Genomic DNA, 24352 nt, shown 5'->3' on the forward strand with positions numbered 1-24352 from the left:
CGCCCCCACTACTTCGCAAGCACCCCTTCCAGCAGCGCGGAATCACCGAGCACGGCCAACGTCTCGCGAGGCGTGAGATGGCGGACCGCCTGGTCGAAGCTGTCGCTTGCCTCGATCCGCGCACGCGCCACCGCGAGATGAAGATCGATCTCGCCCGGACCGCCGCGCCGCGCCGGCGGCAGCGACGAGAGATGACGATGCAGCAGCCCGGAATCCTGCCGCAACGTCGCGAGCGCGGGGGCCGATGCGTGTGCCGGCGACGATGCGAGCTCATTGGCGCGGACCAGCACGCGCGGCGGCTTAGCTTCCTCCGGTGTTACGAACAGCGCGCGCATCGCGGGCCTTGCGGTCCAGGCGCCGATCGGGATCGCAAACAGCAGGCCGACGATCACCGGCGACATCCACAGCAGCAGCGGCAACGACACCGCCCAGGCGCTCATCGCCATCGCGACACCGCAGGCGGTCGGAACGCCGTACTTGCGATACAGCTCCCGCCGCTCGACCGCGCCGTCGTCGCGCCGCTGCGTCTGCCAGCCGGCGTCCCGGCCGAGCAGGATCTCGACGACGGCGATCGACTGGAACACCATCATGACCGGCGCGATCATCGCCGAGATCAGCACCTCGGCGAGCACGCCCGTCAGCGCCCGGAACCCGCCGCCGAATTGCCGGCGCGTATCCGAGCGCGTCAGCAACAGGATGAAGCCGAGCAGCTTCGGCACGATCAGCAGCGCCATGGTGAGGCCAAATACCCAGGCGGCGAGCACCGGGTCCTGCGCCGGCCAGTTCGGGAACAGCGAAAAACCCTTCGGAAAATATTCGGGCCGAATGAAGCGCGCCTGCAACGAGATCAGGATTCCGAGCAGCAAGAACGACAGCCAGAGTGGCGCGGTGATGTAGGAGCCGATCCCGGTCATGAAATGCAGCCGCGAGATCCAATGCAACCGGCGCGTCCTCAGCACGGCGAGATGCTGCAGATTGCCCTGGCACCAGCGGCGGTCGCGCGCGGCAAAATCCAATAGCGACGGCGGCACCTCCTCAAAACTGCCGCCGAGCATCGGGGCCATGTAGATGCCCCAGCCGGCGCGCCGCATCAGCGCCGCCTCGACGAAGTCGTGGCTCAGGATATGTCCGCCGAACGGCTTGCGTCCGGAGAGCTCGGGCAGCCCCGCCTGCTCCGCAAATGCCTCGATCCTGATGATGGCATTGTGCCCCCAGTAATTGCCCTCGGAGCCGTGCCACCACGCGACACCGGCGGCGACCATCGGCCCGTAGAGCCGGCCGGCAAACTGCTGCAGGCGGCTGAACAGGCTGCGCGCGTTGACGATGACCGGCAGCGTCTGCAGCAGCGCCGCCTGCGGATTGGTCTCCATGGCGTGCGCCATCCGCACCATGGTGTCGCCCGACATCAGGCTGTCGGCGTCGAGCACGATCATAAACCGATAGGCGCCGCCGAACCGCGTGATCCACTCGCCGACATTGCCGGACTTCCGCGCCGTATTGTCGGCGCGATGCCGGTAGAACAGCCGTTGCGCGCCGCAGGCCTCGCACAGTTCGAGAAACGCCCTCTCTTCGGCGATCCAGATATCGGGATCGCGGGTGTCGCTGAGCACGAACCAGTCGAAGCTGTCGCCCTGCCCGGTCGCCTCGACGGACTCGTAGATGGCGCGCAGGCGCGCCATCAATTGATGCGGATTCTCGTTGTAGGTCGGGAGCAGGACCGCGGTCCGGCTCGCGAGCTGCGGCAAGGGACCGTCGTCGCGGATCGGCAAGGCGTTGCCGTTGCGGCGAAGCAGAGCGAAGAAGCCGGCGAGCGCCGAAGCGAACGAAAACGCGATCCAGGCGAGCAGCGCGACGAACAGCACCAGCACCATGCCTTCCATGATCGTCACGCCGCCGACCTGGACCACCATGTACATCTCGTAGGCGCCGGCACCGGTCAGCGCCGCCGTCAGCATCAGGACGAACGCGCGGCGCATCAACATGCCCGCGCCGACCGACACCGGCGTGCTCACCGCATGCGGCGGCCGGCCGAGATCGGCCGCCGACATCGCAAGCGGGCTCTCTTGTGGCAGGAAGCCGTCGGCCGCCGCGGCGACGTCGGACTGAGGCGACGTGACTATGGCGCCCATCGATAGACCCAGATCTCGGAGAGCGGCTTGTCATCCAGCGCCAGATGCGCACGCAGCTCGACCGGGTCCTTCTTGACGGCGCATTGGAAGCTGAGCCGCCATCCGCCGGTATTCGGATTTGGCTGCGTGACTACATTCGTGATCTCGGACTTCTCGGCCGCCACGACGCCCTTGACGCTGCCGGGATCGATCCCCTTCAGATTGTCACCGAACAGGTCGAGCACGAACAGCTTGCTGTTCTCGCCATGCGCGCCGATGCCGCTGCGCGTGAAGCGCGCGAGCGAATGCGGCTTCGGCGCATCCGGCCCCCAATGCAGGCGATAGGTGAAATTGGTCTCGCTCTTGGCCTTGAGCGGCGCCTTCGGCCGCCAGAACGCGGCGATGTTGTCGTGGATCTCTTCCTTGGTCGGGATCTCGAACAGGATGACCGCGCCCTCGCCCCAGTCGCCGATCGGCTCGACCCACAAGCTCGGACGCTTCTCGAAGCGCGATTCGATGTCCTGATAGGCGAAGAAATTCTTCTCGCGCTGCATCAGACCGAAGCCATGCGGATTGACGTCCTGGAACGTGCTGATCTGGAGGTCGCGCGGATTGCTCAGCGGGCGCCACAGGCTCTCGCCCTTGCCGTTGTAGATCGCAAGCCCGTCCGAATCGTGCACCGACGGCCTGAAGTCGTCGACCTCGTTGCGATCGTTGGGCCCGAAGAAGAACATGCTCGTCATCGGCGCAAGGCCCACGTGCTCGAGATCGGCACGCGGATAGAGCGATGCCTCGACATCGAACACCGTGGTCGCTCCAGGCCTGATCGTGAAGCGGTAGCTTGCCGCGCAGCTCTTGCTGTCGAGCAAGGCGTGAATGACCAGCGAGGTCGCGTTGGGCACGGGACGCTCGAGCCAGAACGCCTTGAAGAACGGAAACTCCTCGCCCTTGGCTTCGCCGGTATCGATCGACAGGCCGCGCGCCGACAGGCCGTAGGTCTCGTCCTTGGCGACCGCGCGGAAATAGCTCGCGCCGAGGAAGACGCAGACCTCGTCATAGTAGTTCGGCTTGTTGATCGGCGCGTGGATGCGAAATCCGGCAAAGCCGAGGTCGGTCTCGGTGAAGTCAGGCACGGTCTCGCCGAACGAGAACATGTCCTTGCTGTACTTGACTTCGCTGACCTTGCCGTCAGCGACCTCGAAGATCTTGACCTTGTTCTTGTAGAAGAAGCCGCGGTGGAAGAACTGCGCCTCGAACGGCAGCCTCGCGCCGCGCCACAGCGCGCGCTCGGGCGTGAAGCGGATCGAGCGGTACTGGTCGTAGTTGAGGTCCGTCAGGCCGTTCGGCAACTTCTCGTCCGGCGCCTCGAACGACTTGCCGGCGAGATTGCGCGCAAGCTCCCTGACCATGCCTGGGTTGAAGGGTGCGTCCGTCGCGCTCGCTGCGGCGGCGGCCTGGCGCTGTGGCAAGAACATGAGTGTCGGCAATACGGCCGATCCGTGGAGTAACTGGCGACGATTCAAAGCAGCTCCTGCTCGCTGACCGGGACGCCGCAATGCAACCGCCGAACCGGCGCTGAGTTCCATCTTTGCTGCGAGCAAGCGAAGATTGTCCGCCGGCTGAACACCAGGACTTGCTTCAACGCAACCACACAACGCGTGGTCGGTTGCTGCCGTGCCGGAACCGTGGCGGAAAGGCTACGAAGGAATGCCGAGAGCTACGCGCTCTCGAGCGTCGGCGCGACCTCGCGTGCGACCTGCACCAAGGCTGCGATCAGCGGCGTCATCGGATCGCGCTGCGGGATCACGAGGCCGATGCTGTAGTCCACGACCGGATCGACGATCGGAATGCTGCGCACCGCATCCGCAAGGCCGAGCGTCTCGGCGAGCTTGGCCGGCATCACGCTGGCCCAGCGGCCGGTCTTCACGTGGGTGTAGAGCACGAGCAGTGAGTTCGACGTCAGCGTCGGCGTCGCCTCCGCGCCGACCGAGGTCAGCGCGCGATCGATGATGCGGCGGTTCTGCATGTCGGGCGTGAGCAGACAGAGCGGCACGGTGCCGACTTCCTTCCACGTCACCTGCTTGCGGTCGCCGAACATCGCATCCGGCGCCGTCAGCAAGCGATAGCTCTCGTTATAGAGCGGGATGGTGCGGACCCTGCCGATCGGCTCGTTCTCGATATAGGTCAGCCCGGCATCGACCTCGAGATTCTCGAGCAGACCGAGCACATCGGCCGACGTGCACGACTGGATGCGGAACCGCACGTCGGGATGGCGCGCCCGGAACGGCGTGGTCAGCGAGGCCACCATGCCGAGCGCGGTCGGGATCGCCGCGATCCGGATCTCGCCCGACAGCTTGTCCTTGAGGCTGTTGATCTCCTGCTTCATCGCGCGCGCATCGCCGACGATGCGCCGCGCCCAGTCCAGCGTCCGCTCCCCTTCGGGCGTGAAGCCCTGGAAGCGGGATCCGCGCTGCACCAGCATGACGCCGAGGATTTCCTCGAGCTGCTTGAGACTGGTCGACATCGTCGGCTGGGTGACGCCGCACGCCTCCGCAGCCCGGCCAAAGTGCCGTTCCTTGGCCAGCGCCAGCAGAAGTTCCAGCTTGTCGATCAAGGTTCAAATCCCTTCGGAAAACGGCGCCCCAAGCGGCAGCCCAACACGTCCATAGGTAGCACGATCGGGGTGCGATCCCGAAATCCAAAGCGCCCCGGAAGTGCGTGATTTCAGAACATTATTACGATCCCGCATAGATCCATTCGACAGCGCTATTAATCGCGTTTCGCAATCGCCGCATGAGACAGCTTTATTGATGTTTCGAAGGATTCCAACTCTCATGTGCGAAGCAAAAAACTGATCGTGAGAAGCGCTGATGACGGTGGGATACGAAGCTTGGGACAAGGCGCGCGGCGCTGAAATCATCGCCGAGCATGCCGGGCTCGAAGGCGCCACGCTGGTGATCCTGCACGCGCTGCAGGAGGCCTTCGGCTACGTGCCGGAGCCTGCGATCCCGATGGTGGCGGAGGCGCTCAACCTGTCGCGCGCCGAGGTGCACGGCGTCTTCACCTTCTACCATGATTTCCGGAAGCAACCTGCGGGCCGCCACGTCCTCAAGCTGTGCCGCGCCGAGGCCTGCCAGGCCGCCGGCGGCGATGCGCTGGCGGCGCACGCGGAAGCCAAGCTCGGCGTTGCCCTCGGCAATACCACGGCGGATGACCGCGTGACGCTGGAGCCGATCTACTGCCTCGGGCTGTGCGCCACCGCGCCCTCGGCGATGCTAGATGGCCGCGTGGTCGGCCGGCTCGACGAAGCGCGGATCGACGCGCTGGTCGCGGAGGCACAGCGATGACAATGCGGATCTTCATTCCCCGCGACGCCGGTGCGGTTGCCGTCGGCGCTGACGACGTCGCCCTCGCCTTCGAGCAGGCCGCAGCAGCGCGCGGCATGCCGATCGAGATCGTCAGGACCGGTTCGCGCGGGCTGTACTGGCTGGAGCCGCTGGTCGAACTGGCGACCGCCCAGGGCCGCGTCGCGTTCGGCCCGACGACGCCGGCGGACGTTCCATCCTTGCTCGACGCGATGGCCGGCAACGGTCAGCATGCGCTGCGGCTTGGGGTCACGGATGAGATTCCCTGGCTGAAGCGCCAGACCCGGCTGACCTTCGCCCGCTGCGGCGTGATCGATCCGCGCTCGGTCGACGATTACCGCGCCCATGGCGGCTACAAGGGCCTGGAGCGGGCGCTGACGCTGACCTCCGACCAGATCCTCGCCGACGTCACGACGTCCGGTCTGCGCGGCCGCGGCGGCGCCGGCTTCCCCACCGGCATCAAGTGGAAGACCGTGGCGCAGGCCAGCGCTGACCGCAAATACATCGTCTGCAACGCAGACGAAGGCGACAGCGGCACCTTCGCCGACCGCATGATCATGGAAGGCGACCCCTTCGTCGTGATCGAGGGCATGACGATCGCAGGTATCACGGTAGGCGCCACCAAGGGCTACATCTACATCCGCTCGGAATATCCGCACGCGGTCGACGCGATGAACGCGGCGATCGTGGCCGCCCGCCGCGCCGGCTTGCTCGGCAAGCGCATCGGCGGCTCCACCCATGCGTTCGATCTCGAGGTGCGGGTCGGCGCCGGCGCCTATGTCTGCGGCGAAGAGACCTCGCTGCTGGAAAGCCTCGAGGGCCGCCGCGGCATCGTACGGGCCAAGCCGCCGCTGCCGGCGCATAAGGGCCTGTTCGGCCGCCCGAGCGTGATCAACAACGTGCTGTCGTTCGCGGCGATTCCCTTCATCCTCGACAACGGCGCCAAGGCCTACGCCGATTTCGGCATGGGCCGCTCGCGCGGCACGATGCCGATCCAGCTCGCCGGCAACATCAGATATGGCGGACTGTTCGAGACCGCCTTCGGCGTCACCCTCGGCGAACTCGTCGACGAGATCGGCGGCGGCACCTTCACCGGGCGCGAGGTGCGCGCGGTTCAAGTCGGCGGCCCGCTCGGGGCCTACTTCCCGCGCGCGCTGTTCGACACGCCGTTCGACTATGAAGCGTTCGCTGCGCGCGACGGCCTGATCGGCCATGGCGGGATCGTGGTGTTCGACGACAGCGTCGACATGGCGAAACAGGCGCGCTTTGCGATGGAATTCTGCGCCGTCGAATCCTGCGGCAAGTGCACGCCGTGCCGGATCGGCTCGACCCGCGGCGTCGAGACCATCAACAAGATCATCAATGGCGAGCGCGTCGCGGAAAACCTCGCGGTTGTCGAAGACCTCTGCAACACCATGAAATTCGGCTCGCTGTGCGCACTCGGCGGCTTCACGCCCTACCCCGTGATGAGCGCACTGAAACACTTCCGGGAAGATTTCGGCGGAGATCTAGGTCCCGCACCGGCCCGGTTGCAGGCCGCGGAATAGCAAGGAAATCACGATGTCGCTGATCCAAGAAACCGATTTAGGCACGCCCAAATCTAAATCCGAGACGTTGGTCACGTTGACCATCGACGGCAATCAGATCACGGTGCCCGAGGGCACCTCGATCATGCGCGCGGCGATGGAAGCCGGCACCCAGATTCCAAAGCTCTGCGCGACCGACATGGTCGACGCCTTCGGCTCCTGCCGGCTCTGCCTCGTCGAGATCGAGGGCCGCGCCGGCACGCCGGCCTCCTGCACGACGCCGGTTATGCCCGGCCTCGTCGTGCACACCCAGAGCGAGCGGCTGAAGAAGCTGCGCAAGGGCGTGATGGAGCTCTACATCTCCGACCACCCGCTGGACTGCCTGACCTGCGCCGCGAACGGCGACTGCGAATTGCAGGACATGGCGGGCGCGGTCGGCCTGCGCGACGTGCGTTACGGCTATGAAGGTGAGAACCACGTCTTCGCCAAATCGCACGGCTGCGAAAACGACAACTGGATGCCGAAGGACGAGTCCAATCCGTACTTCACCTACGACCCCTCGAAGTGCATCGTCTGCTCGCGCTGCGTCCGCGCCTGCGAGGAAGTGCAAGGCACCTTCGCGCTGACGATCTCCGGCCGCGGCTTCGACAGCCGCGTCTCGCCCGGCATGAACGAAAGCTTCCTCGGCTCGGAATGCGTGTCCTGCGGCGCCTGCGTGCAGGCCTGCCCGACCGCGACGCTGACCGAGAAATCCGTGATCGAGATCGGCCAGCCCGAACACTCGGTCGTCACCACCTGTGCCTATTGCGGCGTGGGCTGCGCCTTCAAGGCCGAGATGCGCGGCGAGGAAGTGGTACGCATGGTGCCGTGGAAGGACGGCAAGGCCAATCGCGGCCATTCCTGCGTCAAGGGCCGCTTCGCCTGGGGTTACACCACCCACAAGGAGCGCATCCTGAAGCCGATGATCCGCGAGCGGATCGAGGATCCCTGGCAGGAAGTGTCGTGGGACGATGCGCTGAATTTCGCCGCCGCGAAGTTCAAGGGCATCCAGCAGAAATACGGCCGCGACGCGGTCGGCGGCATCACCTCGTCACGCTGCACCAATGAAGAAACCTATCTAGTGCAGAAGCTGATCCGCGCTGGCTTCGGCAACAACAATGTCGACACCTGCGCCCGCGTCTGCCATTCGCCGACCGGCTACGGCCTGTCGCAAACCTTCGGGACTTCGGCCGGCACGCAGGATTTCGACTCGGTGGAGGACACCGACGTCGTGCTGATCATCGGCGCCAATCCGGCTTCCGCCCATCCGGTGTTCGCCTCGCGGCTAAAGAAGCGGCTGCGCCAGGGCGCCAGGCTGATCGTGATCGATCCGCGCCGCACCGAGATGGTGGAATCGCCGCACGTGAAGGCGCTGCATCTGCCGCTGATGCCCGGCACCAACGTCGCCGTGCTCACCGCGCTCGCCCATGTCATCGTCACCGAAGGGCTCGTCGATGAGACCTTCGTGCGCGAGCGCTGCGACTGGAGCGAGTTCCAGGATTGGGCGGCTTTCGTCGCCGATTCCAAGCACAGCCCGGAAGCCACCGCGATCATGACCGGCGTCGATCCGAAGGCGCTGCGCGAGGCGGCGCGAATCTATGCCACCGGCGGCAACGGCGCGATCTATTACGGGCTCGGCGTCACCGAGCACAGCCAGGGCTCGACCACGGTGATCGCGATCGCCAACCTCGCGATGGCGACCGGCAATATCGGCCGGCCCGGCGTCGGCGTGAATCCGCTGCGCGGCCAGAACAACGTGCAGGGCTCCTGCGACATGGGCTCGTTCCCGCACGAGCTGCCGGGCTACCGCCACATCGCCGGCGATGCGGTGCGCGAGCAGTTCGAGGCGATGTGGAACGTCAAGCTCAACAACGAGCCGGGCCTGCGCATCCCGAACATGTTCGACGCCGCGATCGAAGGCAGCTTCATGGGCCTCTACGTGCAGGGCGAGGACATCCTGCAGTCCGACCCCAACACCAAGCATGTGGTGGCGGCGCTGTCGGCGATGGAATGCGTCATCGTCCACGATCTCTTCCTGAACGAGACCGCGAACTACGCCCATGTCTTCCTGCCCGGCTCGACCTTCCTCGAGAAGGACGGCACCTTCACCAATGCCGAACGCCGCATCCAGCGCGTCCGCAAGGTGATGACGCCGCTCAGCGGCTACGCCGACTGGGAAGTGACGATCATGCTCGGCAAGGCGATGGGCTTCGAGATGAACTACACCCATCCATCCGAGATCATGGACGAGATCGCCGCGCTGACGCCAACCTTCGCGGGCGTCTCCTATGCCAGGCTCGACGAGCTCGGCTCGGTGCAGTGGCCCTGCAACGAAAAGGCGCCGGAAGGCACCCCGGTGATGCATATCGGCGGCTTCGTGCGCGGCAAGGGCAAGTTCATCCTCACCGAATATATCGCGACCGACGAACGCACCGGCCCGCGCTACCCGCTGCTGCTCACCACCGGCCGCATCCTCAGCCAGTACAATGTCGGCGCACAGACCCGCCGCACCGAGAACGTGGTGTGGCACGCCGAGGACCGGCTGGAGATCCATCCGCATGACGCCGAGCAGCGCGGCGTGCGCGACGGCGACTGGGTGCGGCTGGCGAGCCGCGCCGGCGAGACCACGCTGCGCGCCGAGATCACCGACCGCGTGGCGCCGGGCGTTGTCTACACCACGTTCCACCACCCTGACACCCAGGCCAACGTCATCACGACTGATTTCTCGGACTGGGCCACCAACTGTCCCGAGTACAAGGTCACCGCAGTGCAGATCTCGCCGTCGAACGGTCCGTCCGACTGGCAGAAGGCCTATGACGAGCAGGCTCGCCACTCCCGCCGCATCGCCGCGCCGGTGGTGGAAGCCGCGGAATAGCGATGCGCGAGCCCGTCTATCAGGCGAACCGGAAGGTCTGGCGCAACGGCGTCTTCAGCGACGGCGCGCGCCTGATCCCGAAGGAGACGCCGCTCGCGCTGACCTATAATGGCGGCACCTACGCCGTGATGATGGGCTCGCCCGAGGACCTCGGCGATTTCGCCGTTGGATTCAGCCTGAGCGAAGGCATCGTGCGAGCGGCCGACGAGATCGAGACCCTCGACATCGTCGAGCTGGATGACGGCATCGAGCTTCGGATGTGGCTCAGGCCTGACAGGGCCGAGCGGATCGCCGAGCGGCGGCGCAACATCGCCGGCCCGACCGGCTGCGGCCTGTGCGGGCTCGATTCCATCAGCGAGGCGGTCCGGTCGGCCGCGGTGGTGCGCGCGGGCCGCGCCTTCTCGCCGCGCGAGATCATGGCGGCGGTGGCGGCGGTGGCGCCTTTGCAGGAGATCAACCACCAGACCCGCGCCGTGCACGCCGCGGCGTTCTGGACGGGCGCGCGCGGCATCGTGGCGCTGCGCGAGGATGTCGGCCGCCACAATGCGCTCGACAAGCTCGCCGGCGCGCTGGCCCGCGACAAGGTCATAGCCGGCGAAGGCATGGTGCTGCTCACCAGCCGCGTTTCGGTCGAAATGGTTCAGAAGACCGCCGCGATCGGCGCGCCGCTGATCGCTGCGGTGTCGGCGCCGACCGCGCTTGCGGTGCGGATGGCGGATGCCGCCGGCATCACGCTCGCCGCGATCGCTCGCGCCGATGGATTTGAAATCTTTACGCATCCGGAACGCGTCACAGGCGCGATGGCCGGCAAGGAGCCCGCTTATGTCGTCGTCGCCTGACAAACTGGTCTATATGGCGAACCAGATCGGAAAATTCTTCCAGAGCCAGGGGCGCGAGCGTGCCGTGCAGGGCATTTCCGAGCACATCTGGAAGTTCTGGGATCCGCGGATGCGCAAGCAGATCTTCGCCCATCTCGACGCCGGCGGCACCGGCCTCGATCCCGACGTCCGCGATGCCCTGCAGAAGCTGAAGCAGCAGGCGTAGCGAACTGCAAACCCCACACTGTTTCTCACCGTCACCCTGAGGTGCGAGCGGAGCGAGCCTCGAAGGGTCGACGGCCCGACTGTGGCCGTGCATCCTTCGAGACGCGCTACGCGCTCCTCAGGATGACGGGATTGAGATCGTAGCTTCCCCTACCCCACGATCGTGTTGAAGACGCGGCGCACCTCGCTCTGGGTCTCGCGTAGGCGCGCTTCCAGCGCGGAGAAGTCCGGCGTGTCCCCGGCCCGCGCCATCACGCGCAGTAGGTCTTCGCCCGCGGTCTCCGGATTGAACTTGCCGGTGACGCAGAGCCGCAGGATCTGCGTCAGGTCATGATAGAGCCGCGCCGCCGAGCGCAGGATCTCGGCCTCGGACTGGCCAAGCAGGCCGAGCTTGGCGGCATTGTCGAGCACCTGCAGCGTCGAGACACTGAGGATTTCCGGCTTCGCCGCGGCATGCGCGAGCTGGAAATATTGCGCGATGAAATCGATGTCGACGAGCCCGCCGGCGGCGAGCTTGAGATCCCAGACGTCGTCCTCGCCCTTCTCCAGCGCGATCGCGCGCCGCATGTCGGCAACGTCGGCCGCGGTCGACGCCGCATCGCGCGGCCGGGTCAGCACGCTGCGGATGATCGCTTCGATCTTCTCGCGGAATTCCGGCGACGACGAGATCACGCGGGCGCGCGTCAGCGCCATGTGCTCCCAGGTCCACGCCTCGCGCTCCTGGTAGTCGGAGAACGAATCGATCCGCGAGGCGACCGGGCCGGCGCGCCCCGACGGGCGCAGCCGCATGTCGACCTCATAGAGCACGCCGTAATTGGTCCGGGTCGTGAAGGCGCTGATCAGGCGCTGGGTGAAGCGGGCAAAATACTGCGCGCCATGCAGCGAACGCTCGCCGTCGGAGTCCGGCGCCTCGCTGTCGAAATCGTACAGCAGGATCAAATCGAGGTCGGAGGACGCCGTCATCTCGCGGCTGCCGAGCCGCCCCATCGCGACGATCGCGGTCTCCTGCCCCTTGATCCGGCCATATTGCGCGGCGAACTGGTCGGTGACGAGGCCGTGCACGGTGTGGACGATCCCCTCGGCCACATCGGCAAAGGCGGTGCTGGCGTGCTGCGCCGATACCGTGCCGGACAGGATCCGCGTGCCGATCAGGAACAGGCTCTCCTGGCCGAACAATCTCAGACGATCGAGAAAATCCTCGTAGGACGAGGCATCCTGCAGCGTGGCGGCGAGCCGCTCCGACAGTTCCTTCTTGTCCGGCATTGCGCCGAAGAAGCGTGGATCGACCAGGCCGTCCATGATCTGCGGCTGCCGCGCCAGCATGTCGCCGAGCCGCGGTGCAGCGCCGAGGATCAGCGCCACCAGCGCAACGAAATCGCGGTTCTGGCTAAGCAGCGAGATCAGCCGCCCGCCCCGCTGCAGCGCGCCGAGGAAACGGTCAAACGCCGCCACCGCATCGTCAGGCTCCTCGGCATGCGCGAGGCCGTCGATCAGGCCGGGAATGAATTCCAGGAACGCGGCGCGCGTCGCCTCGACGCGCAGCGCGCGATAGTCGCCCTCGATCCATTGCTGCACGGTGCCGGCAACCGCAATGGGCTTCTTGAAGCCGAGATTGGCGAGATGTTCGATCAGGCGGGCATCCTCAGGCCCGGCGCCGTAGTCGATATCCGGCAGCTTTGCGGTGCCGGTCGGATCGTCGCCCTCGAACAGCTTGCCATAGTGGTTCTGCACGATCTTGAGCTGGCCGAGCAGGTCTCTGGCGAAGGCCTCGCGATTTTCGTAGCCGAAGAAATGCGCAAAGCGCTCGACATCCTCAGGCGCTTCGGGCAGCGAATGGGTCTGCTCGTCGGCGATCATCTGCAGCCGGTGCTCGACCCGGCGCAGGAATTCATAGGCCGTCGTCAATTCGTCGCGCGCTTCAAAGGTGATCCAGTTGCTGTTGGCGAGCACGTTGAGCGCCTCCAGCGTCGGCCGCACCCGCAACTCCGGATGGCGGCCGCCAGCGATCAGCTGCTGGGTCTGGGCGAAAAACTCGATCTCGCGGATGCCGCCGCGGCCGACCTTGACGTTATGGCCCTCGACCGAGATCTCGCTCTGGCCGCGATAGGTCTGCATCTGCCGCTTCATGTCGTGGACATCGGCAAGCGCGGCAAAATCCAGATGCTTGCGCCAGACAAAGGGCGCGAGCTCGGCGATCAGCGCCTCGCCGGCCTTGGGATCGCCGGCACAGGGCCGCGCCTTGATCATCGCAGCACGCTCCCAGGTGCGTCCCTCGCGTTCGTAATAATGCAACGCCGCGTCGGTCGAGATCGCGACCTGGGTCGAGGCCGGGTCCGGACGCAGCCTGAGATCGACCCGGAACACATAGCCGTCGCCCGAGCGCTGCTGCAGCATCCGCGCCATCGCCTGGGTGACGCGCACGAAGAACGGCTGCGGCTCAATGTCCTCGGCGAGCGAGGTGGCCGCGCGATCGAAGAACACGATCAGGTCGATGTCGCTGGAATAGTTCAGCTCGCCGGCCCCCATCTTGCCCATCGCGAGCACGATCAGGCCCGAACCTGCTTCGGGGTGATCGGGATCGGCCGCGGTCATCCGGCCGCGGGCCACTTCCTGCCGGAACAGATATCGCAGCGCCGATTGCACCGAATTCACCGCGATGTCGGTCAGCGCCGCCGTCACCCGCATCACCGGCCAGACGCCGCCGATGTCGCACAGCGCGATCATCAGCGCGGCCTCCGCCTTCATGCGGCGAAGCAGAACCATCACGTCGGCCTCGCTGCCGGCGGCGAGCACCTCGCGCGACGTCGTCTCGATCAGGTTGGCCAGATGCGACTCCGGGTCGCATGACAGGATCCGGATCAGCCGCGCGGCGTCGGCACGCGCGAGCTCGAACAAATAGGGCGAGAACTCGGCGATGCCGCGCAGGATGTCGCGTGCGAACGGATGTTCAAGCAGCGCATTGAGCGCGGCCAATTGCGCCGGCTCGAGCTCGGCGAACCAGTCGGTCAGGCGCTGATCGGCGGATGTGGGCGCGGCGACACGCGGTCCGTCCGCGAACCGCGCGGCCAGACCATGTCGATCCGCGTTTCCCGGCGCGGCGGCATTCATGCCGCCTTCTGTGGCACATCCTGCGTTTGAGCCGCAAGCCTGTCACTGCCGCCCGCCCGCGCGGGCAGCACCAGGGTGGCGACCAGCCCCGGATGGGCATCGCCGAGCCTGAGCTCGCCGCCATGAAGCGTGGCGACCGCCGAGGCCAGACTGAGGCCGAGACCGGAACCGGGTAAGGTCCGGCTCGCCTCGAGCCGGACGAAGCGCTCGACCGCGTGCTTGCGGTCGGCCTCGGGAATGCCCGGACCGTGGTCGGTGACGCTGAGCAGGACCTGGTCGCCCTCGCGCCGCGCCTCGATCAGTATCTCCCGCGCATCCGCATTGAGCGGCTGCACGCTGACGTCGGGCTTGCCGTATTTGATGGCATTCTCGACCAGGTTGGCGACCGCCTGGCTGATCAATTCGCGGTTGCCGTGAATCGGCGCCGGCACGGTCTTCACCTGCAGCGTCATGCCATCGTCCTCGGCCAGCGGCTCGTACAGCTCGTGGATGCCGTTGGCGACATCGGCACCGTCGAAATCGTCCATGTTGCCGCGCGCCTGGCCGGACTCGGCACGCGCAATCATCAACAGGGCGTTGAAGGTGCGGATCAGCCCGTCGGATTCCTCGATGGTCCGCTCCAGCGCCGCGCGATAGTCGGCCTCGCAGCCCGACCGCGCCAGCGCCTCCTCGGCGCGGTTGCGCAGCCGTGTCAGCGGCGTCTTGAGGTCATGGGCGATGTTGTCGGAGACCTCCTTCAGCCCCGTCATCAGCGCCTCGATGCGCTCGAGCATGGCATTGAGATTTTCCGCCAGGCGATCGAGCTCGTCGCCGCTGCGGCCGACCGGCAGCCGGCCGGACAGATCGCCCGCCATGATGCGCTTGGTGGTGCCGGTCATGGCGTCGATCCGGTGCAGCACGCGGCGGGCGACGAAGATGCCGCCGCCGATGCCGAGCACGACGACGACGAGGATCGACCATTGCGCGGCCTTGGCGACGATGCCGAACAGCCGCCGCCGCTCCTCGAGGTCGCGCCCGACCAGCAGGCGGAAGCCGTTCTCCATCTCGGTGACCTTCACGAGCGCGCGGTGATCGGTCTTGTCCTGGTCGTCGAGCCGGCGATAGGCGGTCTCGGTCCAGCCCTGCACGCTCATCACGCCCGGTGCCAGCGCGCCGACATTGCCGGCGAGCATCTGCCCGTTCGGCGCCGTCACCAGATAGAGGTTGGCACCCGGCCGCAGCGCACGATTGCCCATGGTGCCCAGCAGGCCGCGCAGGCCGCGGCGGTTGTAGATGTCGGTGATCTCGCTGATCTCGACATTGACCGTCGTCGTGATCTGCTCGGTGATCAGCCGCCGCGTGTTCCAGGCGAAGTAAGCCAGCAGCGAGGCGGCGAACAGCGCGAACAGGAACAGGTAGACCAGCGTCAGCCGAAACGCCGTGGTCCGGATCAGTTTACCGAATGCCGTCACGGATCATATACCCCGCGCCGCGGATGGTATGCAGCAGCGGCCGCTCAAAACCCTTGTCGATCTTGGAGCGCAGCCGCGAGATGTGGACGTCGATGACGTTGGTCTGCGGATCGAAATGATAATCCCAGACATTCTCGAGCAGCATGGTGCGTGTCACCACCTGCCCGGCATGCTTCATGAGATATTCGAGCAGGCGGAACTCGCGCGGCTGCAAGGTCAGCTCGTCCTTGCCGCGGGCGACGCGATGGGAAAGCCGATCGAGCTCGAGGTCGCCGACCCGGTAGGTCGTCTCCTCGGCCGGGCCGACATTGCGCCGCGACAGCACCTCGACGCGCGCGAGCAGCTCGGCGAAGGAATAGGGTTTCGGCAGGTAGTCGTCGCCGCCGGCGCGCAGGCCCTTGATGCGGTCATCGACCTGGCCGAGCGCCGAGAGGATCAGGACCGGCGTCCGGTTGCCCTTGTCGCGCAGACTGCCGATCAGCGACAGGCCGTCACGCTTCGGCAGCATGCGATCCACAACCAGCACGTCGTAGTCGCCGGACTCGGCCATCGACAGCCCTTCCTCGCCATCGGAGGCGAGATCGGCGATATAGCCGACTTCGCGGAATGCCTTGACCAGATAGTCGGCTGACTCACGGTCGTCTTCGATGATCAGGATGCGCATTTGCGGAGCGATTGCGGTCACGGGAATTGGCCCTCTGTCAGCATGACGCGGCCGGCCTGCACATGCAAGACGACCGCGCATATTCTCGATTGCTTGAAAAAAGTGGGCGGTGAAGCTGGGGGGACCTCACCGCCCTGAGACCTTCCGACAGAGGGGGGCATATTCCATCGAAAGGCAACGTAGGGAGCGAGCAAGGGGCCCGCCCCCCGGAAAGCGCCGTCGGCGGGGGCGACTGATGCCGGCGACGCCTTCCAACTCATAGATAGTTATCCCTTCGCCAGCGGCACTGCCACAAAGCGCGACGAACCGCCGCTCTTCACGCGCATGAGAACGCTGTTCTTGCTGTCATTGCGCGCCGCGGTGATCGCATCCCGCACTTCACCGGCGGTGCCGACGGACTTGCCGGCGACCTCGAGGATCACGTCGCCTTCCTTGAAGCCCCGCTCAGCGGCAGCACTCTTGGGATCGACTTCGGTCACGACCACGCCATCCTTGCCGGCGCCGGCCACGCTGTTGGCGGGCGCGACGGTGAGGCCGAGCTTCGGCACGTCGGTGCCGCGGGACGAATTGCCCTTGTCGCTCTTGTCGGTGTCAGCCTTGGCCTCCAGGTTGTTCGGCAGCTGGCCGAGCGTGAGGTTGACGGTCTTGTCCTGACCCTTGTGCAGCACGTTCAGCTTCACGGCGTTGCCGGGCGCGAGGCCACCGATGGTGCGGGCGAGTTCGCGCGCATCCTTCACCGGCTCGCCATTGACGGCGGTGATGACGTCACCGGATTCGATGCCGGCCTTGGCCGCCGGGCCGTTGGCCTGCGGTTCGGCAACCAGCGCGCCTTCGGCCTTCTTCATGCCGAGGCTGTCGGCGATGTCGGAGGTCACCGGCTGGATCTGGACGCCGATCCAGCCACGGCTGACCGCGCCCTTGTCCTTCAACTGGGCGACGACGCTCTTGACGGTCTGGGCCGGGATCGAGAACGCGATGCCGACGCTGCCGCCGGACGGCGAGTAGATCGCCGTGTTGACGCCCATCACCTCACCGGACACGTCGAACGCCGGGCCACCCGAATTGCCCTTATTCACGGGCGCATCGATCTGGATGAAATCGTCATACGGGCCGTTGCCGATGTCGCGGCCGGAGGCCGAGACGATGCCCGCGGTCACGGTGCCGCCGAGGCCGAACGGATTGCCGACCGCCAGCACCCAGTCGCCGATGCGTGGCTTGGTTTCGGAAAGCTTGGCAAACTGGAAGTTGGAGCCGCCCTCGACCTTGATCAGCGCGAGGTCGGTGCGCGGATCGGTGCCGATCACCTTGGCGGAATAGGTCTTGCCGTCGTCGGTGGTGACTTCGACCTTGTCGGCGCCGTCGACGACGTGATTGTTGGTCACGGCAAAGCCGTCAGCCGAGATGAAGAAGCCGGAACCCTGGCCCGTCACCACGCCACCGCCGCGCGGTCCACCGCGCAGGCCCGGGGGCAAGCCATCCGGACCGCCGAAGCGGCGGAAGAAGCGCTCCATCGGCGAACCCGGCTGGAACGGCGAATCGTCATTGTTGTTGCTGTCATCCTTCGCGACCTTCTCGCGAATGTTGACCTTGACCGAGATCACCGACGGTTTCACGCGCTCGACGATGTCGGCAAATCCGACCGGCTGCTGAACCTTCTTGACCTCGTTATTGACCTGCGCATGCGCGGGCGTCGTGAACAGGTCGGCGGGGTTGTGCGAGGGGCTGAAGCCGTAGGTGGCGGCACCGAGGCCGGCCACGACCGACGCCATCAGCGCGAGTTTGCGGGCAGAGAACAGCGAGCGCTTCGGCGCCTTGTAGGATGGAAGGGTCGAGAGGTCGGGACGGTCGGTCATGTCTTGAAATCTCCAGGGGCCAGAATCATTGGTGCCGGGGCAAGCACCTGATGGGTCTGAACATGGGGTCATCAGCCTTACGGCGCGCTGGCTGCGGAATTAAACTTTTGTAATCGAGGCGGCCGCCGCTGCGGCAGAATAGCGCAGGTAAATAAAGGACTTAAAAGGGAACTAAAGCGGCTTGTCCGGCGCGGATTCCGCCGCCAGCAGGCGTTCCAGCCGCGCCTGCTCGTCGGACGTCAGTCCAGGGGCGGAATCGCCCCCGCCGGCGGCCGGATTTGCCTTGCGCCGGCCGAGCCGCCAGAGCGCCAAGCCGCCCAGCAGAAGCGCCAGCGGCGGGGTCAGCCACAGCAGCAGCGTGTGCTCGTTGAGGCGCGGCTTCAGCAGCACGAATTCGCCGTAGCGGGCGACCAGGAAATCGATCACCTGGGCGTCGCTGTCGCCGGCCGAGATGCGTTCACGCACCAAGAGACGGAGATCGCGCGCCAGCGGCGCCTCCGAATCGTCGATCGACTGGTTCTGGCAGACCATGCAGCGCAGCTCCTTGGAGAGCTCGCGCGCCCTCGCCTCCTTGGCCGGATCCGCCATGACCTCGTCGGGCAGCACCGCTCGGGCCGGCGTCGCACCGAGCATCAGGACCGCGGCAAGCACGGCGGCTGCAAGCGCGCGCGACCGCATCACTCGGCCGCCTGCAATGCACGCGCCGCTTTCGCCGGCTTCGGCGCGCCGACCCGCAAGCGGCGGTCGGACAGCGACAGCAGACCACCGAACGCCATCAGCACCGGGCCCCACCAGATCATCAGCACCAGCGGCTTGTGATAGATGCGCACCGCGATCGCGCCGTCGGCCGAGGTATCGCCGAGCGAGATGTAGAGCTGGCTGGCGCCGCGCGTCATCAGCGCGGCCTCGGTCGTCGAGGCGCCGCGCGTCGTGAAGTTGCGCTTCGACGGCGTCATCACGCTGACCTTCTCGCCGTCACGCGTCACGGTGAATTGCGCGACCATCTCGCGGAAATTCGGACCCTGCCGCGGGTTCAGGCCGTCGAGCCGCAACTGGTAGCCGGCGACGCGAGCGACGTCGTCCGGCTTCATCGCGCCGATATATTCGCTGTTCCAGGTGGTCTCGCAGACGATCCCGATCAGCGCGACGCCGAGACCGGCATGCGCAAACGCAGTTCCCCAAGTCGCACGCGGCAAGCCGCGCGCGCGGCGCAACGAGAGCGACAGCGGAATCCGGAACAGCGCGATGCGCTCGGCGAGATCGCACAGCGCGCCCATGATCACGAACACCGCCAGTCCGATCGCGAGCGGCGCCAAGGTCGCGCCGCCATAGGTCCACGCCAACACCAGCGCCATCGCAACCAGCGCGACGATGCCGGCCACCATCAGCCGCTGCGCCGCGCCGAGCAGATCGCCGCGCTTCCAGGCCAGCAGCGGCCCGAACGGCACCGCGAGCAACAGCGGCACGAACAGCGGCGCGAAGGTGAAATTGAAGAACGGCGCGCCGACCGAGATCTTCTCGCCGGTCAGCACCTCTAGCGCCAGCGGATACAGCGTGCCGATGAACACGGTCGCGCAGGCGGTGGTGAGCAGCAGATTGTTGAGCACCAGCGCGCCTTCGCGCGAGATCGGCGCGAACAGCCCGCCCTGCTTCAGCGCCGGCGCACGCCAGGCATACAGCGACAGGCTGCCGCCGATGAAGACGAACAGGATCAGCAGGATGAACACGCCGCGTGTCGGATCGGTGGCGAACGCGTGGACCGAGGTCAGCACGCCGGAGCGCACCAGGAAGGTGCCGAGCAACGACAGCGAGAAAGTCAGGATCGACAGCAGGACGGTCCAGACCTTCAGCGCGTTGCGCTTCTCCATCACCAGCGCCGAATGCAGCAGCGCGGTGCCGGCAAGCCACGGCATCAGCGAGGCGTTCTCGACCGGATCCCAGAACCACCAGCCGCCCCAGCCGAGTTCGTAATAGGCCCAATAGGAGCCCATCGCGATGCCGAGCGTCAGGAAAATCCACGCCATCAGCGTCCACGGCCGCACCCAGCGCGCCCAGGCGGCGTCGATCCGTCCCTCGAGCAGCGCCGCCACCGCGAACGAGAACGAGATCGAGAAGCCGACATAACCGAGATAGAGCATCGGCGGATGCACCGCGAGGCCGATATCCTGCAGCACCGGATTGAGGTCGCGTCCCTCCAGCGGCGGATTGGCGATGCGCAGGAACGGGTTCGAGGTGATCAGGATGAACAGATAGAACGCGCTGGCGACCCAGGCCTGCACCGCCAGCACATGCGCGCGCAGCGACAGCGGCAGATTGTTGCCGAAGGCCGCGACGAGGCCGCCGAACAGCGCCAGGATCGACACCCACAGCAGCATCGATCCTTCATGGTTTCCCCACACGCCGGTGATCTTGTAGAGCAGCGGCTTCAGCGAGTGCGAATTCTCGTAGACATTGGCGACCGAGAAATCCGAGGTGACGTGCAGCGTCACCAGCGCCGCGAACGACGCCGCGACGAACAGCAACTGGGCGAGCGCGGTCGAACGCGCGACGTTCATCAGCGCCGCATCGCGCCAGCGCGCGCCGACGATCGGCACGATGGACTGGATCAGCGCCAGCCCGAGCGCGAGCACCAGGGCGTAATGTCCACTTTCGGCAATCACCGCACGGCTCCCTGTGTCGGCGCCGCGGAGGCGCTCGGCGTATTGCTTGATTTGGCGCCGTAATCGTCCTTCCAGTGGCCCTGCTTCTTCAGGGCGTCGGCGACGTCCTTCGGCATGTAGGTCTCGTCATGCTTGGCGAGCACGGTGTCAGCACGGAACACGCCGCCCGCGTCGAGCGCGCCTTCGGCGACGACGCCCTGCCCCTCTCGGAACAGATCCGGCAGGATGCCCTTGTAGGCGACCGGCAGCGTCGCGCCGCCGTCGCCGACGGTGAAGGTCACGGCGAGATTGTCGCCGCGCTTGAGCGAGCCCTGCTCCACCAGGCCGCCGAGCCGGAAACGCTTGCCCGGACCGAGATGCTTTTCGGCGACCATCGACGGCGTCGAGAAGAACACGATGGAATCGCGCAGCGCGTTCAGCACCAGGCCCGCGGCGATCGCGAGCACGACGAGCGCGCAGCCGATCAGTGTCAAACGCCGTTGCTTCCTGGTCATGTTCCATCCTTGCGCATGACATCCTCCGAAAACCGCCGCGCACTTTTCGGCGTCATGCTCTATCCATCCAGCCCGAGATTCTTCAGCCCCTCATTGAGCTGACGCAACCGGTCCGCATCGTTGGCGACCGCCTGACGGGCATCCGCGAGCGCGCTCATCGCCTTGTCGCGCTCGCCCATCACGAGATAGGCGCGGACCAGCCGCAGCCAGCCCTCGACGTCGTCGCCATTGGTCTTCAGCCGCGTCGCCAGCCGATCGACCATGCCTTTGATCATGGTGCCGCGATCGGCCTCGCTCATGTCCCTGGCCGCAGCCACCGCACTGTCCGGCAGCGCCGGTGCGCTCACGCCACCGGGTGCGCTGACGCCGCCGGGCACGCTTCCGCCGACCCGCACGAGCGCGGCCTGCACCAGCGGCCGCCATGGCGCGTCCGATGGCCCCTTCGCCAGCATCTTCTGCCAGAGCGCAGCGGCATCAGCCTTGCGGCCGTCCTGCTCGGCGGCGAGACCGAGGAAATAGTTCGCCTTTGCATCGTCGCCGTTCAGCGCGACCGCGCGCTCGAATTCCGCCTTGGCGTCCGCGGTGACGACGCCGCCGGCAGTCCCCATCAGCGCCTCGCCGAGGTCGGCGCGGCGATCGGCGCTGTCGCCGGCATAGGTGATGGCGTTGCGATAGGCGCGGACGGCGTCATCGTAGCGGCCGAGGCGCGACAGCACCGGCGCCAGCACCGTCCAGCCGCGGCCGTCGGTCGGGTTCTTTTCAAGGTGCGCCTCGACCTGCGCGACCAGATTGGCGAGCGGCTGGTTGGCGTCGGCCACCCGGCCGCGCTCGGCGAGCGGAAAGTCGCCAAGCCGCGGCGAGCCGAGCGCGAGATAGAAGCTCGAGGCAATCACCGGCAATCCGACCAGGCCGACGATCGCGGCAGTGCGCCGCAGATTGAGGTTGCCTTGCACCGGGGTCTCACGTCCGCCCTGATCGGCGGCGGCCAGCAGCCGGCGGCTGATCTCGACCCGTGCGGCATCGGCCTCGGCGGCGCCGATGATGCCGGCGGCCATGTCGCGGTCGATTTCAGCGAGCTGGTCGCGGTAGACCACGACCTCGCTGCCGCCGGTATCCGCGCGCCCGCGGCGGCTGAGCGGCCACAGCACGGCAAAGATCGCCGCGACCGTCATCAGCGCGAACACAAACCACAGCGTCATCAAGCGGTTCCCGGATGGAACGGCGGCTTCCGGCAAGCCGCCTTAGAATCGCTTTACACTACCGGCGGCGAGCCCGGCAATTGACAATTGCTGGATCGGCGGAAGGTCGAAATCAGGCGGTTTCCGGTGCCGTTCCGGCGGTATTGCGCCGGCGTCTCCGGGCGAAGGCGCGCACGACCAAAATATCGAAAACAACCCCATGCAAAGTAGCAGGCGGTCGCCGGTGCTCGATTGACGGTGTCGATTGACGGTTGACACGTCGGGCAACTCAGTGCCACACTTCCATTATTCCGAAATAGCGCAAATGCCTATCATCCCGCCGTGGCGGGGCTCGTCGGCTTACCGTCGAACATGCTCGCGAATTGCGCGGTCTCGCTACCCCGCGCGCGACGACTTGCGCTCGCCGGTCACGGCGTTTTCGGCGGCCCGGTTCATCAGGGAGGCGTAGTCGTGGCCGAACAGCACCTCGCAGAAGCGGATCGCGGCCTTGACCTGCTGCTGGCGGAACGCCCGGACCCGGGCGTCGCCGCCGCGCAGCGACTGCACCAGCCCTTCGGTCGACTGCTCGACATAATGTTGCAGGTCGGAGAAAGTCCGCAGCGTCACCTCGTTGATGGCGAGCTCGCTGGCATAGGTGCGGCACACCGCGACGAAATCGATCAGCGCGGCGGCATCCTCGACCTCGGTCGCATCGATCTTGGCCCCTGCCGTAATGTCCTTGTCGGCGCGCTGGCGCAGGATGCGGCGGACCCGGCCCGGCACGCTGTCGATCTCCGATTGCAGCGCGTTGGAAGTATCGGCGCGGACCGAGGTGAGCTGGCGGCCCCAGGTGGAATCGTTGCGCAGATCGAGCTCGGTGCGCAGGCCGCGGACGCCGTCATGCAGGGTCTTGAGCTGCTCGCCGACATAATCGAAATGCCCGCGCCTGATGTCGGTGCGCAGGCGGGCCGCGACGAACGACAAATCATGCAGCGCGATGGTGACCGCGATGCCGTAAGGCGTCGCCGCAACCCGCAGTTCGTCGTCGGAGGCCGCCATCTTGATGGCGAGACGGATGATCTGCCATGGCGCGGCGAGCCGCTGCGCAATCAATGACAGCGCAAACGGCAGCAGTTGCGGCGTCTGCAACGACGGCAGCTTGAGCGCCTCCATCGCGGAGGCGATCTGGGAATCGGCAAACACCCGGATCTGGCTCGGCAGCCGGCTGCCCAGGGTTTCCAGCGCTTCGCGGGCCTGCAGAACGAGGCCGATCGGCAGCAGGTCCTCGACCACGTTTGGCGGGCCGACCCGCGACAGCGCGCGCTGGCGGTCGTCCTGGCTCGGCGCCGCGATCTTGAGGATGGCGTCCGCGGCGGCAAGCTGGAACTTGCGCGCGGCGGCCTCCATCGGACCGCTCTCCGTGGCCGCGGCCAACGCCGCCTCGAACGCGCGAGCCGCTTCGGGCGCGCCCTCGCGGGCCAGCCATTGCCAGATCGGCAGCAGCGAGGCGCGCCGGATCTGGCCCGCTCGCGTCGGGAAATTGGTCTCGGCGAGGAACAGCTCGAGCGGCCGGAACAGCAGCCGCGCCGGGTCGTCGCTGCGCGGCTGGATCTGCTCGTCCTCCTCGGCCCCGCGCACGATCTTGCGCAGCTGCTCGAGGACCAGATTGGCGACGGCGACGTCATCGCCGCGTTCGACGGCGCGCTCCAGCTCACGCATCAGCAGCGCCTGCGATTGCGGCGGAAGCTGCGCGAGATAATCCCTCAGCCGCTCGGTCGATTTCTGGCTCATGCCCGGTCGTGAAAGCTTGGTGCCCGGCAAGCGCCGCAGCCCGTCCGCCCGCAATGATAGCGGCGGGCGCGTTAAGAAGCCGTTTAGGAAGAATGGCGGCGCCGAGCCTCCCAAGGCCGACTAGTCTTACTGAGTCAGAAAGCCGCGATCTGGAGGGTTGAGAATCGCATATTAAGGGAGATTCAACGTGGTCGAGG

The 24352-nt window shown here is 66.5% G+C and carries 17 protein-coding genes; 5 read left to right on the forward strand and 12 right to left on the reverse strand.

Going from position 1 to position 24352, the window contains the following annotated elements:
- Positions 1–8: 8 nt before the first annotated feature.
- The 3 genes from mdoH to Q2M23_RS22790 all read right to left on the reverse strand — a co-directional run bounded on the left by mdoH (position 9) and on the right by Q2M23_RS22790 (position 4722).
- Positions 9–2129 (reverse strand): glucans biosynthesis glucosyltransferase MdoH, encoded by a 2121-nt coding sequence (gene mdoH / locus Q2M23_RS22780; protein WP_316397110.1) that lies wholly within the window; start codon positions 2127–2129, stop codon positions 9–11.
- Entirely contained in the window at positions 2117–3583 is a 1467-nt protein-coding gene (locus Q2M23_RS22785) for a glucan biosynthesis protein G (RefSeq protein ID WP_316397111.1), read from the reverse strand. Before Q2M23_RS22785 ends, mdoH begins: the two co-directional genes overlap by 13 nt.
- Before the next feature lie 242 nt (positions 3584–3825).
- A complete protein-coding gene (locus Q2M23_RS22790; protein ID WP_316397112.1) occupies positions 3826–4722 on the reverse strand; it encodes a LysR family transcriptional regulator in 897 nt (298 codons plus the stop codon).
- Between the two features lie 256 nt (positions 4723–4978).
- Between Q2M23_RS22790 and Q2M23_RS22795 the strand changes: the two genes are divergently transcribed.
- Genes Q2M23_RS22795 through Q2M23_RS22815 form a run of 5 tightly spaced genes read left to right on the forward strand, consistent with a single transcriptional unit; the run spans position 4979 to position 10957 of the window.
- The gene (locus tag Q2M23_RS22795; protein WP_076833323.1) at positions 4979–5455 is read left to right on the forward strand and encodes a formate dehydrogenase subunit gamma; all 477 of its coding nucleotides are present in this window, start codon (positions 4979–4981) and stop codon (positions 5453–5455) included.
- Positions 5452–7020, forward strand: a complete 1569-nt coding sequence (locus tag Q2M23_RS22800) for an NADH-quinone oxidoreductase subunit NuoF (protein ID WP_316397113.1) — start codon at positions 5452–5454, stop codon at positions 7018–7020. The genes Q2M23_RS22795 and Q2M23_RS22800 overlap by 4 nt, the downstream gene beginning before the upstream one ends.
- Before the next feature lie 13 nt (positions 7021–7033).
- Positions 7034–9913, forward strand: coding sequence for a formate dehydrogenase subunit alpha (gene fdhF / locus Q2M23_RS22805; RefSeq protein ID WP_316397114.1), 2880 nt, complete (start codon positions 7034–7036; stop codon positions 9911–9913).
- A 2-nt stretch (positions 9914–9915) separates the two neighbouring features.
- The gene (fdhD, locus tag Q2M23_RS22810) at positions 9916–10752 is read left to right on the forward strand and encodes a formate dehydrogenase accessory sulfurtransferase FdhD (protein ID WP_316397115.1); all 837 of its coding nucleotides are present in this window, start codon (positions 9916–9918) and stop codon (positions 10750–10752) included.
- On the forward strand, positions 10736–10957 hold the full coding sequence (locus Q2M23_RS22815; RefSeq protein WP_076833312.1) for a formate dehydrogenase subunit delta: 222 nt from the start codon (positions 10736–10738) through the stop codon (positions 10955–10957). Before fdhD ends, Q2M23_RS22815 begins: the two co-directional genes overlap by 17 nt.
- Before the next feature lie 149 nt (positions 10958–11106).
- Here Q2M23_RS22815 and Q2M23_RS22820 read toward each other — a convergent pair whose 3' ends face one another.
- The 9 genes from Q2M23_RS22820 to Q2M23_RS22860 form a co-directional block, all read right to left on the reverse strand.
- Positions 11107–14064: a bifunctional [glutamine synthetase] adenylyltransferase/[glutamine synthetase]-adenylyl-L-tyrosine phosphorylase gene (locus Q2M23_RS22820; protein WP_316397116.1), complete on the reverse strand. Its 2958-nt coding sequence runs from the start codon at positions 14062–14064 to the stop codon at positions 11107–11109.
- Positions 14061–15515 carry an ATP-binding protein gene (locus tag Q2M23_RS22825; protein ID WP_057020254.1) on the reverse strand — a complete coding sequence of 485 codons (1455 nt, stop codon included), beginning with the start codon at positions 15513–15515 and terminating at the stop codon, positions 14061–14063. Before Q2M23_RS22825 ends, Q2M23_RS22820 begins: the two co-directional genes overlap by 4 nt.
- Positions 15499–16179, reverse strand: coding sequence for a response regulator transcription factor (locus Q2M23_RS22830; RefSeq protein ID WP_028331552.1), 681 nt, complete (start codon positions 16177–16179; stop codon positions 15499–15501). Before Q2M23_RS22830 ends, Q2M23_RS22825 begins: the two co-directional genes overlap by 17 nt.
- Positions 16180–16445: 266 nt before the next feature.
- The gene (locus tag Q2M23_RS22835) at positions 16446–18032 is read right to left on the reverse strand and encodes a Do family serine endopeptidase (protein WP_057020253.1); all 1587 of its coding nucleotides are present in this window, start codon (positions 18030–18032) and stop codon (positions 16446–16448) included.
- A 171-nt stretch (positions 18033–18203) separates the two neighbouring features.
- Complete coding sequence (locus Q2M23_RS22840; protein WP_316397117.1) at positions 18204–18710, reverse strand: cytochrome c-type biogenesis protein; 507 nt, start codon at positions 18708–18710, stop codon at positions 18204–18206.
- Positions 18710–20692 (reverse strand): heme lyase CcmF/NrfE family subunit, encoded by a 1983-nt coding sequence (locus tag Q2M23_RS22845; protein WP_168858114.1) that lies wholly within the window; start codon positions 20690–20692, stop codon positions 18710–18712. The genes Q2M23_RS22840 and Q2M23_RS22845 overlap by 1 nt, the downstream gene beginning before the upstream one ends.
- Positions 20689–21186, reverse strand: a complete 498-nt coding sequence (gene ccmE / locus Q2M23_RS22850; RefSeq protein WP_316397118.1) for a cytochrome c maturation protein CcmE — start codon at positions 21184–21186, stop codon at positions 20689–20691. The genes Q2M23_RS22845 and ccmE overlap by 4 nt, the downstream gene beginning before the upstream one ends.
- 59 nt (positions 21187–21245) lie before the next feature.
- Complete coding sequence (ccmI, locus tag Q2M23_RS22855) at positions 21246–22385, reverse strand: c-type cytochrome biogenesis protein CcmI (RefSeq protein ID WP_168858112.1); 1140 nt, start codon at positions 22383–22385, stop codon at positions 21246–21248.
- Between the two features lie 375 nt (positions 22386–22760).
- Positions 22761–24155, reverse strand: coding sequence for a hypothetical protein (locus Q2M23_RS22860; RefSeq protein WP_316397119.1), 1395 nt, complete (start codon positions 24153–24155; stop codon positions 22761–22763).
- Between the last annotated feature and the right edge of the window lie 197 nt (positions 24156–24352).

Source organism: Bradyrhizobium sp. 33ap4, assembly GCF_032654765.1.
GTDB classification, from domain to species: domain Bacteria; phylum Pseudomonadota; class Alphaproteobacteria; order Rhizobiales; family Xanthobacteraceae; genus Bradyrhizobium; species Bradyrhizobium australafricanum.

Coding starts and splice junctions, on each gene's coding strand:
- mdoH (WP_316397110.1), bottom strand. CDS start 2,129: ATGGGCGCCATAGTCACGTCGCCTCAGTCCGACGTCGCCGCGGCGGCC.
- Q2M23_RS22785 (WP_316397111.1), bottom strand. CDS start 3,583: ATGTTCTTGCCACAGCGCCAGGCCGCCGCCGCAGCGAGCGCGACGGAC.
- Q2M23_RS22795 (WP_076833323.1), top strand. CDS start 4,979: ATGACGGTGGGATACGAAGCTTGGGACAAGGCGCGCGGCGCTGAAATC.
- Q2M23_RS22800 (WP_316397113.1), top strand. CDS start 5,452: ATGACAATGCGGATCTTCATTCCCCGCGACGCCGGTGCGGTTGCCGTC.
- fdhF (WP_316397114.1), top strand. CDS start 7,034: ATGTCGCTGATCCAAGAAACCGATTTAGGCACGCCCAAATCTAAATCC.
- fdhD (WP_316397115.1), top strand. CDS start 9,916: ATGCGCGAGCCCGTCTATCAGGCGAACCGGAAGGTCTGGCGCAACGGC.
- Q2M23_RS22815 (WP_076833312.1), top strand. CDS start 10,736: ATGTCGTCGTCGCCTGACAAACTGGTCTATATGGCGAACCAGATCGGA.
- Q2M23_RS22820 (WP_316397116.1), bottom strand. CDS start 14,064: ATGAATGCCGCCGCGCCGGGAAACGCGGATCGACATGGTCTGGCCGCG.
- Q2M23_RS22830 (WP_028331552.1), bottom strand. CDS start 16,179: ATGCGCATCCTGATCATCGAAGACGACCGTGAGTCAGCCGACTATCTG.
- Q2M23_RS22835 (WP_057020253.1), bottom strand. CDS start 18,032: ATGACCGACCGTCCCGACCTCTCGACCCTTCCATCCTACAAGGCGCCG.
- Q2M23_RS22840 (WP_316397117.1), bottom strand. CDS start 18,710: ATGCGGTCGCGCGCGCTTGCAGCCGCCGTGCTTGCCGCGGTCCTGATG.
- ccmE (WP_316397118.1), bottom strand. CDS start 21,186: ATGACCAGGAAGCAACGGCGTTTGACACTGATCGGCTGCGCGCTCGTC.
- ccmI (WP_168858112.1), bottom strand. CDS start 22,385: ATGACGCTGTGGTTTGTGTTCGCGCTGATGACGGTCGCGGCGATCTTT.
- Q2M23_RS22860 (WP_316397119.1), bottom strand. CDS start 24,155: ATGAGCCAGAAATCGACCGAGCGGCTGAGGGATTATCTCGCGCAGCTT.